6 protein-coding genes and 3 rRNA genes are annotated in these 13,198 nt (G+C 64.9%); 7 read left to right on the forward strand and 2 right to left on the reverse strand.

Annotated elements, in window-relative coordinates; all coding sequences use genetic code 11:
- Positions 1-162: 162 nt before the first annotated feature.
- Complete coding sequence (locus ACQEVG_RS00985; RefSeq protein WP_432975504.1) at positions 163-921, reverse strand: TetR/AcrR family transcriptional regulator; 759 nt, start codon at positions 919-921, stop codon at positions 163-165.
- A gap of 354 nt (positions 922-1,275) precedes the next feature.
- Here ACQEVG_RS00985 and ACQEVG_RS00990 point away from each other — a divergent pair, with 354 nt between their 5' ends.
- Both ACQEVG_RS00990 and ACQEVG_RS00995 read left to right on the forward strand, forming a co-directional pair.
- Complete coding sequence (locus ACQEVG_RS00990; protein WP_432975507.1) at positions 1,276-2,745, forward strand: NAD(P)/FAD-dependent oxidoreductase; 1,470 nt, start codon at positions 1,276-1,278, stop codon at positions 2,743-2,745.
- 107 nt (positions 2,746-2,852) lie between these two features.
- A complete protein-coding gene (locus ACQEVG_RS00995; protein WP_432975510.1) occupies positions 2,853-4,538 on the forward strand; it encodes an ATP-binding SpoIIE family protein phosphatase in 1,686 nt (561 codons plus the stop codon).
- Positions 4,539-4,585: 47 nt separating this feature from the next.
- On the opposite strand, the gene ACQEVG_RS01000 is transcribed toward ACQEVG_RS00995, so the two are convergent.
- Positions 4,586-5,860, reverse strand: coding sequence for an MFS transporter (locus ACQEVG_RS01000; protein WP_432984917.1), 1,275 nt, complete (start codon positions 5,858-5,860; stop codon positions 4,586-4,588).
- Between the two features lie 144 nt (positions 5,861-6,004).
- Between ACQEVG_RS01000 and ACQEVG_RS01005 the strand changes: the two genes are divergently transcribed.
- The 5 genes from ACQEVG_RS01005 to ACQEVG_RS01025 all read left to right on the forward strand — a co-directional run bounded on the left by ACQEVG_RS01005 (position 6,005) and on the right by ACQEVG_RS01025 (position 13,132).
- Positions 6,005-6,619 carry a MarR family winged helix-turn-helix transcriptional regulator gene (locus tag ACQEVG_RS01005; RefSeq protein WP_432975513.1) on the forward strand — a complete coding sequence of 205 codons (615 nt, stop codon included), beginning with the start codon at positions 6,005-6,007 and terminating at the stop codon, positions 6,617-6,619.
- 699 nt (positions 6,620-7,318) lie between these two features.
- Positions 7,319-8,844, forward strand: a 16S ribosomal RNA gene (locus tag ACQEVG_RS01010).
- Between the two features lie 304 nt (positions 8,845-9,148).
- Positions 9,149-12,271, forward strand: a 23S ribosomal RNA gene (locus ACQEVG_RS01015).
- A gap of 81 nt (positions 12,272-12,352) precedes the next feature.
- A 5S ribosomal RNA gene (rrf, locus tag ACQEVG_RS01020) occupies positions 12,353-12,469 on the forward strand.
- The 16S, 23S and 5S rRNA genes sit together here, the layout of an rRNA operon.
- Positions 12,470-12,583: 114 nt before the next feature.
- Entirely contained in the window at positions 12,584-13,132 is a 549-nt protein-coding gene (locus ACQEVG_RS01025) for a GNAT family N-acetyltransferase (protein ID WP_432975516.1), read from the forward strand.
- Positions 13,133-13,198: the final 66 nt, after the last annotated feature.

Below are 13,198 nucleotides of genomic sequence, written 5' to 3' on the forward strand. Positions count from 1 at the left end.
ACGCACCGAACCCCCTGGCGCGGGCAACCACTCGTCCGGGGAGGCATTCCCGAATTCGAGCCCTACTGATCACTCCTTCGGGGAGGGCTCAACCTGTCTTACCCGGAAGTCAGTTGGCTGCGGAGCAGCGTGTGCGGTGAGGTGCGCGGACCGGGGCACGGCCTATGCGGATCGCGGCCGCAGCCCCTCCAGCAGGATGTCGAGCAGCCGGGCCGAAGCCGCCGCCTGCTGCGCCGCGTCGGGCAGTGACGGCGCGGCCGTGGCTATCACCAGCAGCACGTCCGCCACGGTCACATCGCCGCGCAGCTCACCCGCCGCCCGCGCCCGGTCGACCAACTGCCCCACGACCTCCAGCAGATCCGCCGCGCCCGCGTCGTCCTGCTCCTCCGCCGGCACCGCACGCGGCCCGACCACCCGCAGCTCGGGCTGTGAGCCGACCCGCTGCTGCGGCACCCGCGTCTCGTCCCGTACGACGGCGGTCGGCTCCTCCGGCTCCACGCCCACCCGCAGCACCTGCGGCGGCAGCAGCCGTCCCGCACCCGACGCCACCGACGTACGCAGGAAACGGGAGAGCGCCGACCACGGCTCCTCCTCCTGCCCCAGAGCGGCACGCGCCTGCTCGGTGAGCCGGGAGGTCTCCTCCTCGGCTATCCGCCGCACCAGCACGTCCTTGCTCGGGAAGCGGCGGTACACCGTCCCGACACCGACCCTGGCCCGGCGCGCCACATCCTCCATCGGCGCGCCGTACCCCAGCTCGCCGAAGACCTCGCGAGCCGCCCTCAGCACATGTTCCAGGTTGCGCTGTGCGTCCACCCGGAGTGGCGCCGAGCGGCTGACCCCGCCCGATCCCGCCCGTCCGTTCCCGTCAGCTGTCGAAGCCGGTGCGACGGCAGCCTGCCAATGCGAATCCTGAATGGTCATACTCGTTCCCCCGGTCATGATGTCTCCCCCCGAGACCTCTGGTCGTGACGCCTCCCCCCGGAGACCTCCCCACCCTGCCTGCCGGGCGTGACTCGGCCAAGCACCCCGACGAGGTACGAACATAGTTGAGCCAGGGTCAATTCAGAAGAGGGTAGTTCCGCACGGAGCGCCCCCCGATCGGAGCAAGGACCGGAACGGTCCCGATTACGCCCCCTCCCACCACCCCCCTCGCATGCGCTGACCTGCGCACCTTCTCTGCCACGCCACACCCGGCCCGCCCAAAGTGGCGCGAAGCCTCCGGTCACACAATTTGCCGGGGCTGTGGACAAACGCCTGAGGCCGTTGCGTCATGGGATGGTGAAGGCTGCTAACTTCCGGGGGACGACCCCCGGCCCCCCGCCGAGCACGCGCATCCTCGTCGTCGGCGGCGGCTACGTCGGGATGTACACCGCGCTGCGCCTCCAGCGGAAGCTGAAGCAGGAGCTGGCACAGGGCGAGGTGGAGATCGTCGTGGTCACGCCCGATCCGTACATGACCTATCAACCCTTCCTCCCCGAAGCGGCGGCCGGCTCCATCTCCCCGCGCCATGTCGTGGTCCCCCTCCGCCGTGTGCTCGACAAGTGCAAGATCCTCATCGGCGAGGCCAAAGCCGTCGACCACGCAAAGCGCACCGCGACCGTCGCCACCCTCGCCACCAAGGAAGAGGGCACCGGCCCGGTCGAGGTCAGGTACGACGAACTCGTCATCGCGCCCGGGTCGATCTCCCGCACCCTTCCGATCCCCGGACTCGCCGACTACGCCATCGGCTTCAAGACCGTCGAGGAAGCCATCGGCCTGCGCAACCACGTCATCGAGCAGATGGACATCGCCTCCTCCACCCGCGATCCGGCGATCCGCGACGCCGCCCTCACCTACGTCTTCGTCGGCGGCGGCTACGCGGGCGTCGAGGCCCTCGCCGAACTGGAGGACATGGCCCGGTACGCCACCCGCTACTACCACAACATCAAGGCCGAGGACCTGAAGTGGATCCTCGTCGAGGCCAGCAGTCGCATCCTCCCCGAGGTCGGTGAGGAGATGGGCAAGTACGCCATCCGCGAGCTGCGTTCGCGCAATATCGACGTACGCCTCGAGACACGGCTGGACTCCTGTGAGGACCGTGTCGCCGTCCTCAGCGACGGCACCCGCTTCCGTACCCGCACCGTCGTATGGACCGCGGGCGTCAAGCCGGCCCCCCTCCTCGCCGCCACCGATCTGCCGCTCAACGAGCGCGGACGGCTGAAGTGCACCGCGCAGCTCACCGTCGCCGGCGTCGAGCACGCCTGGGCGGCGGGCGACGCCGCGGCCGTTCCGGACGTCACCGCTGGGGGTACCTCCCAGGCCGAAGGCTCTGGGGGAGAACCCGGCAAGGAGTGTGCGCCCAACGCCCAGCACGCCGTGCGTCAGACCAAGGTCCTCGCCGAGAACATCGTGGCCTCGCTGCGCGGTGAGCCCGTCAAGGAGTACGCCCACAAGTACGTCGGGTCCGTCGCCTCCCTCGGCCTCCACAGGGGCGTTGCGCATGTCTACGGCCGTAAGCTCAAGGGCTATCCGGCCTGGCTGATGCACCGCGTGTACCACCTGAGCCGCGTTCCCACCTTCAACCGCAAGGCTCGTGTGCTCGCCGAGTGGACCCTCTCCGGGCTCTTCAAACGCGAGATCGTCTCCCTCGGCTCGCTGGAACACCCGCGGGCGGAATTCGAGCTCGCCGCGGGCGGAAAACCCAAGGGGGACGGGACCAGGCCCGCACCGGACGGCGGGCCGCGCAGCGGCCCCGGCGGCAACTAGACAACCAGGACTGTCAGTCCGGTCGGTCACACTGGACGTGTGACCATAGGTGGGCTCACACCTGCACAGAGTGACCCTTGGCGACAAGCATTGAGGCTAGAAAGTCAGTGAACTTCACGCGTTGGAGCGCAAGGCTCCCCGGTACGCAGCGGCGCGCCGCAGCGCGGAGGACCGGCCACGGGATCTCCCCAGCACAGCGGGGGGAGGGCTCGGTGCCCGCAGCCCGCAATGAGGCTCGCAACGAGGCTCCTGGTGCGGCCCGCGGTGAGTACGAAGACCAGCCGGAGGCCCTGCCCGACGTCCCCGCCATCGAGGACTTCTGCGTACGCGAGATCCTCGGCCGGCTGCCCGCCCTGGTCGCCCTGGTGTACGGCTCCGAGCACCGCATCGCGTACGTCAACGACGCCTACGCCGCCGCCTTCGGCCACCGACCCGCCGGTGCGAGAGCCGCCGACAGCTGCCCCGAGCTCGCCGAACTGGGCCTGCTGCCGCTCATGGACCAGGTGCTGCGCAGCGGCAAGCCCCGCACGGTCAAGTCCCGCAAGGTCCTCGGCTCCGGCTCGTACACCGTCACCTGCCTGCCCGCCGAGAGCCCCAAGGAAGGCGGGGGAGTACTCGTCTTCGCCGCCGACGTCAGCGACCACGCCGAGGCCGCCGAGCGGCTGCGCGCCAGCGAGCGCCGTCACCGCGAGACCGCCGTCACCCTCCAGAGGAGCCTGCTCCCGCAGGAGTTGGAACAGCCCGACGACCTGCGCATCGCGGCCACCTACCAACCGGGCGGCACGGACGCCGCGGTCGGCGGCGACTGGTACGACGTCATCACCCTCGGAGCCGGACGCACCGCGCTCGTCATCGGCGATGTCATGGGCCGTGGCGTGCGCGCGGCCGCAGTGATGGGCCAGCTCCGCACCGCCGTACGGGCCTATGCCCGCCTCGACCTGCCGCCGCACGAGGTGCTTCAGCTGCTCGACGGCCTGGCCGCCGAGATCGACGCCAGCCAGATCGCCACCTGCCTCTATGCGGTCCACGATCCGAACGAAGGCCGGCTCGTCTACGCCTCGGCCGGCCATCTCCCCGTCCTCGTACGGGACGAGGACGGCACGGTCCGCCGCGCCGAGGACCCGACGGGACCACCGCTCGGCACCGGCGGCTGGCTCCACACCTCGGGCACCATCGCGCTGCCGCCCGGCTCCAGCGCCGTCCTCTACACGGACGGTCTGATCGAGCGCCGCGGCGAGGACATCGACGAGGGAGTGGCCGCCCTCGAGCGTGCGCTCGAGGGCGCGACAGGCACCCCGCAGGTGGTCTGCGACCGGCTGATCCGCTCCCTGGGAGTCACCGCGGAGCACGACGACGACGTGGCCGTACTGGTCGTCCAGCACCCCACGCGTACGGGCGTGTCCGCCGAGCTCTTCCACAACGCCGCCCTCGAACTGCTCGGCGGCATCGAAGCGGCTCCACGCGCGCGTGCCTTCGCCTCCGGCGTACTGGCCTCCTGGCGCTTCTCGCCCGAGCTCCACGACCTGGGAGTGCTGGCCGCCAGCGAACTGGTCGCCAACTCCCTCCAGCACGGCACCCCGCCGATGCGCCTCAGACTCCGCCGCACCGACCGCCGCCTGATCATCGAGGTGACGGACGGCGACGACCATCTGCCGCGCCGCCGCCGCGCGGAAACGGAGGACGAGGCGGGCCGCGGGATTTCCATCGTCGCGACGATCGCCTCGTCCTGGGGGTGCCGCCGCACTCCCGGCGGCGGCAAAGCGGTCTGGTGCGAATTCGCGCTGCCCGCTTAGGCGGCGGCCTCGACCGGGCGGCCGGCTCGACCGGGCCACGGCCTCGACTAGGCCACGGCCTCGATCTGCTCGGCCGGCTTGTGCTGGGCCACCACCCGCGACCTCGACACGATCGAGGGCCGGTCCTGTACGGGCGTGAGCCGCTTGCCCAGTCGCAGCGCCAGCATGGTGATGCCGAGCGAGAAGAGCACGAACGTCACGATGTACGGACCGTGCAGCGCGGCACCCATCGGCCCGCCCACGGCCGGACCGACGGCCAGCGCGAGCTGCTTGACCAGCGCGAAGGCGGAGTTGTACTGCCCTACCATCGACTCCGGCGCCAGATCGGCCACCAGCGGCGCGACGGTCGGCGACAGCATCGCCTCACCGAGCCCGAAGAGCCCGTACGCGGAGACGAACGCGGCGGTCGCCATCGCCTGGCTGCCGTGCCCGAGGCCCGCGTACCCGGCCGCGATCCAGGCCACGGCCCAGATCAGCCCCACGCCGGCGATCACCCGGCTGCGCCTGCGGCGTTCGACGAACTTCAGCACCACGAACTGCGCGAGCACGATCACCAAGGTGTTGGCGGCCAGCGCGGTCCCGAGGGTCGCGGGCTGGATCCCGGCGGCCTCGGTGCCGTACGCGGCGAGCCCCGACTCGAACTGGCCGTAGCAGGCGAAGAAGAGCACGAACCCGAGCACGCACAGCTGCACCATCGCCCGGTGCCCGAGCAGCGCACGCAACCCGCCCTTCGCCTTGGCCTCGGCGTTCGCAGGCCGTGCCTCCTGGAGGGCGAGCGAGCGCGGCAGCCGAACACTCATGGCAATACCGGCAAGCACCAGGAACATCGCCGCCTCTATGCCGAACAGCAGCGTGAAGCTGCCCGGCCGGCTCTCGTCGACGATGTGCCCGCCGATCAGCCCACCGATGCCGAGCCCCAGATTCTGCAGAAAGAACTGCATGGCGAAGGCGCGCGTACGGGTCGAGGAGTCCGAGGTCCAGACGATCATCGTGGCGAGCGCCGGCTGCATCACCGCCGTACCGGCTCCCAGCAGTGCGGCGGACAGGACGACGGCGGGCACGCTCGTCGACAGCCCCATCGACGCGGCACCCATGGCGGCGAGAACCGCGGCACCGACCAGTACGGGCAGCGGCCCGCGCCGGTCGATGACCCGCCCGGTGAAGGGAAGGGCGACGAGAGCGGCCATCGCAAAGACCGCGAGGACGGCACCGGCCGTCGACGCGCCCAGGTCCCGCACCTGCGCCACATAGACGTAGAGATACGGAACGGTGAAGCCGAGTCCGAACGCGGCCAACGCGTTCCCCGCCTGTATCCGGCGCATCGCAGCGCCCGTCGCCCTGGTCACACTCACCTACCTCAAGATCGTAGAGGACTGAAGTCTGAAGACTTCAAGACTAAAGTTAGAACGTCAACAATACATAGTGAAGGACTTCAACGCCAACGCGCTCATGCGATACTTCGGTGCATGCCAACCGAGACCCCCGAGGGCCCCGAGCCGCCCGGCCCCGGCCGCCGGCCCGAGCACCAGTCCGGGCCGCTCCAGTCCGGGCTCCAGGAGCCGAGCCTCGACGAACAGATCGCGGCATATCAGCGCGAGTTCGGCGACCTGGACCCTCAGGTCGAGAAGGTCGTCTCGGCGCTGGGCCGACTGAACCGCCGGATGAACGTCGCGTACGGCCGCCAGATCGCCGATCTCGGCATCAGCAACGCCGAGTGGGAGGTCCTCAAGAGCCTGGTCCTCGCCGGTTCCCCCTATCGGATGGGCCCGGGCGAGCTGGCCAAGCGACTCGGCCTCACCCCGGCCGCGATGACCCACCGCATCGACCGCATGGCGAGCGAGGGCCTGGTCACGCGCGACCGCGACGAGAACAACCGGGTGCGGGTCATCGTGGAGCTGACGGACGAGGGCCGTGCGAAGTGGCAGGAGGCCATGCGCATGGCCACGCACTTCGAGGAAGAGCTGCTGCAGGACCTGTCGGGGGAGGAGCGGGGTGTGCTCGGAGAGCTGCTGATCCGAGTCCTGCGCCGCGTGGAACACGCCCAGCCCGACGCCGGCGGCCGGCTCACCGATCTGGACTAGGGCGTGCCGGGAGAGGTGCCACGACCGACGTCCCGGGTGGGTGTCCGGGCGGGTGTCCGGACGAGCGTGGGTCGGAGTTGACACACCCTTCATCTGTCCGTAAGGTTCTTCGAGTTGTCGTGGAGCCGGAACGGTTCTACGACAGCCACTCCAGCCGCGAATGCGGCAACCAACTCAGCACGATCTCCCAGCCGGGATGAATTTCGGCATGCCGAAATTCATTTTGACGACCCGATTTTGGGTCGCCTGAGAAATCCGCTAGAGTTTGGCCGTCGGAACGGCTCAACGGCCGGAAAGGCAACCCGAGTTCGACCGGGAATCAGGCCCGAAAGGATCTGATAGAGTCGGAACCGCCGGAAAGCCGAAAGGCCGGAAAGCGAGCCCCTTCCGACGGGGAATCGGACACGAAAGAGTCTGATAGAGTCGGAAACGCAAGACCGAAGGGAAGCGCCCGGAGGAAAGCCTGCGAGGGTGAGTACGAAGGAAGCGTCCGTTCCTTGAGAACTCAACAGCGTGCCAAAAGTCAACGCCAGATATGTTGATACCCCGGCCTGTTTCGGCAGGTTCGAGGTTCCTTTGAAAGTCCTACCGGCCTGTGTGGCGGGTAGGCATTGACACAGCGAGGACGCTGTGAACGGCCGGTCTTATTCCGACTGGTTGTTCCGCTCTTGTGGTGTTCATCCCGATGACGGGAAAACATTCATGGAGAGTTTGATCCTGGCTCAGGACGAACGCTGGCGGCGTGCTTAACACATGCAAGTCGAACGATGAAGCCCTTCGGGGTGGATTAGTGGCGAACGGGTGAGTAACACGTGGGCAATCTGCCCTTCACTCTGGGACAAGCCCTGGAAACGGGGTCTAATACCGGATACCACCTTCCGAGGCATCTCGGGGGGTTGAAAGCTCCGGCGGTGAAGGATGAGCCCGCGGCCTATCAGCTTGTTGGTGGGGTGATGGCCTACCAAGGCGACGACGGGTAGCCGGCCTGAGAGGGCGACCGGCCACACTGGGACTGAGACACGGCCCAGACTCCTACGGGAGGCAGCAGTGGGGAATATTGCACAATGGGCGAAAGCCTGATGCAGCGACGCCGCGTGAGGGATGACGGCCTTCGGGTTGTAAACCTCTTTCAGCAGGGAAGAAGCGAAAGTGACGGTACCTGCAGAAGAAGCGCCGGCTAACTACGTGCCAGCAGCCGCGGTAATACGTAGGGCGCAAGCGTTGTCCGGAATTATTGGGCGTAAAGAGCTCGTAGGCGGCTTGTCACGTCGGTTGTGAAAGCCCGGGGCTTAACCCCGGGTCTGCAGTCGATACGGGCTAGCTAGAGTGTGGTAGGGGAGATCGGAATTCCTGGTGTAGCGGTGAAATGCGCAGATATCAGGAGGAACACCGGTGGCGAAGGCGGATCTCTGGGCCATTACTGACGCTGAGGAGCGAAAGCGTGGGGAGCGAACAGGATTAGATACCCTGGTAGTCCACGCCGTAAACGTTGGGAACTAGGTGTTGGCGACATTCCACGTCGTCGGTGCCGCAGCTAACGCATTAAGTTCCCCGCCTGGGGAGTACGGCCGCAAGGCTAAAACTCAAAGGAATTGACGGGGGCCCGCACAAGCAGCGGAGCATGTGGCTTAATTCGACGCAACGCGAAGAACCTTACCAAGGCTTGACATATACCGGAAAGCATTAGAGATAGTGCCCCCCTTGTGGTCGGTATACAGGTGGTGCATGGCTGTCGTCAGCTCGTGTCGTGAGATGTTGGGTTAAGTCCCGCAACGAGCGCAACCCTTGTTCTGTGTTGCCAGCATGCCCTTCGGGGTGATGGGGACTCACAGGAGACTGCCGGGGTCAACTCGGAGGAAGGTGGGGACGACGTCAAGTCATCATGCCCCTTATGTCTTGGGCTGCACACGTGCTACAATGGCCGGTACAATGAGCTGCGATGCCGCGAGGCGGAGCGAATCTCAAAAAGCCGGTCTCAGTTCGGATTGGGGTCTGCAACTCGACCCCATGAAGTCGGAGTTGCTAGTAATCGCAGATCAGCATTGCTGCGGTGAATACGTTCCCGGGCCTTGTACACACCGCCCGTCACGTCACGAAAGTCGGTAACACCCGAAGCCGGTGGCCCAACCCCTTGTGGGAGGGAGCTGTCGAAGGTGGGACTGGCGATTGGGACGAAGTCGTAACAAGGTAGCCGTACCGGAAGGTGCGGCTGGATCACCTCCTTTCTAAGGAGCACTTCTCACCAGGTCTTCGGGCCTGGTCAGGGGCCAGAACACCGGCGAGTGTCCGGTGCTGGTTGCTCATGGGTGGAACGTTGACTATTCGGCACGGTTGGTTGGGATCACTAGTACTGCTTCGGCGTGGAACGTGAGTCTTCGACTGGTCGTGCCGGGCGCGCTGTTGGGTGTCTGAGGGTGCGAGCGTGAGCTTGCCCTTCGTGATGCCGGCCCCAGTGAACTCTGCCTCAGGGCGGGGGTGGTGGGTGGCTGGTCGTTGCTTGAGAACTGCACAGTGGACGCGAGCATCTGTGGCCAAGTTTTTAAGGGCGCACGGTGGATGCCTTGGCACCAGGAACCGATGAAGGACGTGGGAGGCCACGATAGTCCCCGGGGAGCCGTCAACCAGGCTTTGATCCGGGGGTTTCCGAATGGGGAAACCCGGCAGTCGTCATGGGCTGTCACCCGCTGCTGAACACATAGGCAGTGTGGAGGGAACGAGGGGAAGTGAAACATCTCAGTACCCTCAGGAAGAGAAAACAACCGTGATTCCGGGAGTAGTGGCGAGCGAAACCGGATGAGGCCAAACCGTATGCGTGTGATACCCGGCAGGGGTTGCGCATGCGGGGTTGTGGGATCTCTCTTTCACGGTCTGCCGGCTGTGAGACGAGTCAGAAACCGTATAGGTAGGCGAAGGACATGCGAAAGGTCCGGCGTAGAGGGTAAGACCCCCGTAGCTGAAATCTATGCGGCTCGTTTGAGAGACACCCAAGTAGCACGGGGCCCGAGAAATCCCGTGTGAATCTGGCGGGACCACCCGTTAAGCCTAAATATTCCCTGGTGACCGATAGCGGATAGTACCGTGAGGGAATGGTGAAAAGTACCGCGGGAGCGGAGTGAAATAGTACCTGAAACCGTGTGCCTACAAGCCGTGGGAGCGTCGCTGTTGTTCTTCGGAGCAACAGTCGTGACTGCGTGCCTTTTGAAGAATGAGCCTGCGAGTTTGCGGTGTGTTGCGAGGTTAACCCGTGTGGGGAAGCCGTAGCGAAAGCGAGTCCGAACAGGGCGATTCAGTAGCGCGCTCAAGACCCGAAGCGGAGTGATCTAGCCATGGGCAGGTTGAAGCGGAGGTAAGACTTCGTGGAGGACCGAACCCACCAGGGTTGAAAACCTGGGGGATGACCTGTGGTTAGGGGTGAAAGGCCAATCAAACTCCGTGATAGCTGGTTCTCCCCGAAATGCATTTAGGTGCAGCGTCGTGTGTTTCTTGCCGGAGGTAGAGCACTGGATAGGCGATGGGCCCTACCGGGTTACTGACCTTAGCCAAACTCCGAATGCCGGTAAGTGAGAGCGCGGCAGTGAGACTGTGGGGGATAAGCTCCATGGTCGAGAGGGAAACAGCCCAGAGCATCGACTAAGGCCCCTAAGCGTACGCTAAGTGGGAAAGGATGTGGAGTCGCAGAGACAACCAGGAGGTTGGCTTAGAAGCAGCCACCCTTGAAAGAGTGCGTAATAGCTCACTGGTCAAGTGATTCCGCGCCGACAATGTAGCGGGGCTCAAGCGTACCGCCGAAGTCGTGTCATTCCAGCATGAGGGCCAACGCCCGCTGGGATGGGTAGGGGAGCGTCGTGTGCCGGGTGAAGCAGCCGCGGAAGCGAGTTGTGGACGGTTCACGAGTGAGAATGCAGGCATGAGTAGCGATACACACGTGAGAAACGTGTGCGCCGATTGACTAAGGGTTCCTGGGTCAAGCTGATCTGCCCAGGGTAAGTCGGGACCTAAGGCGAGGCCGACAGGCGTAGTCGATGGACAACCGGTTGATATTCCGGTACCCGCTTTGAAACGCCCAGTATCGAGCCCATTAATGCTAAGGCCGTGAAGCCGCCCTGGAGCCTTCGGGTGAAGGGGAGTGGTGGAGCCGCCGGTCCAAGGTGGTAGTAGGTAAGCGATGGGGTGACGCAGGAAGGTAGTCCAGCCCGGGCGGTGGTTGTCCCGGGGTAAGGGTGTAGGACGCAGGGTAGGCAAATCCGCCCTGCACATAGTCTGAGACCTGATGCCGAGCCGATTGTGGTGAAGTGGATGATCCTATGCTGTCGAGAAAAGCCTCTAGCGAGTTTCATGGCGGCCCGTACCCTAAACCGACTCAGGTGGTCAGGTAGAGAATACCGAGGCGTTCGGGTGAACTATGGTTAAGGAACTCGGCAAAATGCCCCCGTAACTTCGGGAGAAGGGGGCCATCACTGGTGATCCGATTTACTCGGTGAGCTGGGGGTGGCCGCAGAGACCAGCGAGAAGCGACTGTTTACTAAAAACACAGGTCCGTGCGAAGCCGTAAGGCGATGTATACGGACTGACGCCTGCCCGGTGCTGGAACGTTAAGGGGACCGGTTAGTCACATTTCGGTGTGGCGAAGCTGAGAACTTAAGCGCCAGTAAACGGCGGTGGTAACTATAACCATCCTAAGGTAGCGAAATTCCTTGTCGGGTAAGTTCCGACCTGCACGAATGGCGTAACGACTTCTCGACTGTCTCAACCATAGGCCCGGTGAAATTGCACTACGAGTAAAGATGCTCGTTTCGCGCAGCAGGACGGAAAGACCCCGGGACCTTTACTACAGTTTGATATTGGTGTTCGGTTCGGCTTGTGTAGGATAGGTGGGAGACTGTGAAGCTTGGACGCCAGTTCAGGTGGAGTCGTCGTTGAAATACCACTCTGGTCGTGCTGGATGTCTAACCTGGGTCCGTGATCCGGATCAGGGACAGTGTCTGATGGGTAGTTTAACTGGGGCGGTTGCCTCCCAAAGGGTAACGGAGGCGCCCAAAGGTTCCCTCAGCCTGGTTGGCAATCAGGTGTTGAGTGTAAGTGCACAAGGGAGCTTGACTGTGAGACCGACGGGTCGAGCAGGGACGAAAGTCGGGACTAGTGATCCGGCGGTGGCTTGTGGAAGCGCCGTCGCTCAACGGATAAAAGGTACCCCGGGGATAACAGGCTGATCTTCCCCAAGAGTCCATATCGACGGGATGGTTTGGCACCTCGATGTCGGCTCGTCGCATCCTGGGGCTGGAGTCGGTCCCAAGGGTTGGGCTGTTCGCCCATTAAAGCGGTACGCGAGCTGGGTTTAGAACGTCGTGAGACAGTTCGGTCCCTATCCGCTGTGCGCGTAGGAGTCTTGAGAAGGGCTGTCCCTAGTACGAGAGGACCGGGACGGACGAACCTCTGGTGTGCCAGTTGTCCTGCCAAGGGCATGGCTGGTTGGCTACGTTCGGAAAGGATAACCGCTGAAAGCATCTAAGCGGGAAGCCTGCTTCGAGATGAGGACTCCCACCCCCTTTGAGGGGTTAAGGCTCCCAGTAGACGACTGGGTTGATAGGCCAGATGTGGAAGCCCTGTAAGGGGTGGAGCTGACTGGTACTAATAGGCCGAGGGCTTGTCCTCAGTTGCTCGCGTCCACTGTGTATGTTCTGAAGTAACGAACTCGCCCTTTTGGCCGGCTGGAGTTCACTATTTTCATAGAGTTTCGGTGGTCATTGCGTTAGGGAAACGCCCGGTTACATTCCGAACCCGGAAGCTAAGCCTTTCAGCGCCGATGGTACTGCAGGGGGGACCCTGTGGGAGAGTAGGACGCCGCCGAACAATTATTGTGGGGAAGCCCCGCACCTTCTGGTGCGGGGCTTTTCTGCGTTCAGGACGTATTTACCGGACGGAACTGCGTTGCTCTGGGGCGCGGGGCGGGGCCAGTATCGGCAGATGGACTATGTCATTCGACCCGTACGGGCCGAGGAGTGGGCGAAGGCCCGGGAGCTCCGGTTGGTCGCCCTGCGGGATCCGGCCGCGCCCATCGCCTTCCTCGAGACATACGAGAAGGCTGTCGAGCGGCCCGACGGCTTCTGGCAGGACCGCGCGGCCACAGTCGCGGAGGGGGTGGTGGCCCGGCAGTTCATTGCCGAGGCGCCGGACGGGCAGTGGGCGGGCACCGTCACCGTGCTGGTCGAGCGGCCCGCCGGCGAGGTGCGGTTCGGGGAGGCCGCGAAGGTCGACCAGACGCATGTGGTCGCGGTGTTCGTACGGCCCGAGGCGCGTGGTGCGGGTGTGGCCGAGGCGCTGTTCCGGGCTGCCCTGGACTGGTCGTGGGAGCTGCCGGGGCCGCCCGTGAAGCGGGTGCGGCTGTATGTGGACGAGCGCAATGCTCGGGCTGCGGCGTTCTACCGGCGGATGGGGTTCGTGCCGAGCGGGGACTCCGTGCCGGTGCCGGGACAATCCGCGGAACGGGAGCTGGAGCTGGAGGTTCTGCGTTAGGCCGAGGGGCCTGCGGGAGCCGGGCGGATGTGCCGGGCGCCGTGCTGTCCGGCTCAGCAGCAGGGG

It is taken from the genome of Streptomyces sp. CA-135486, from assembly GCF_050936555.1.
In the GTDB taxonomy this organism is placed as follows: Bacteria; Actinomycetota; Actinomycetes; order Streptomycetales; family Streptomycetaceae; genus Streptomyces.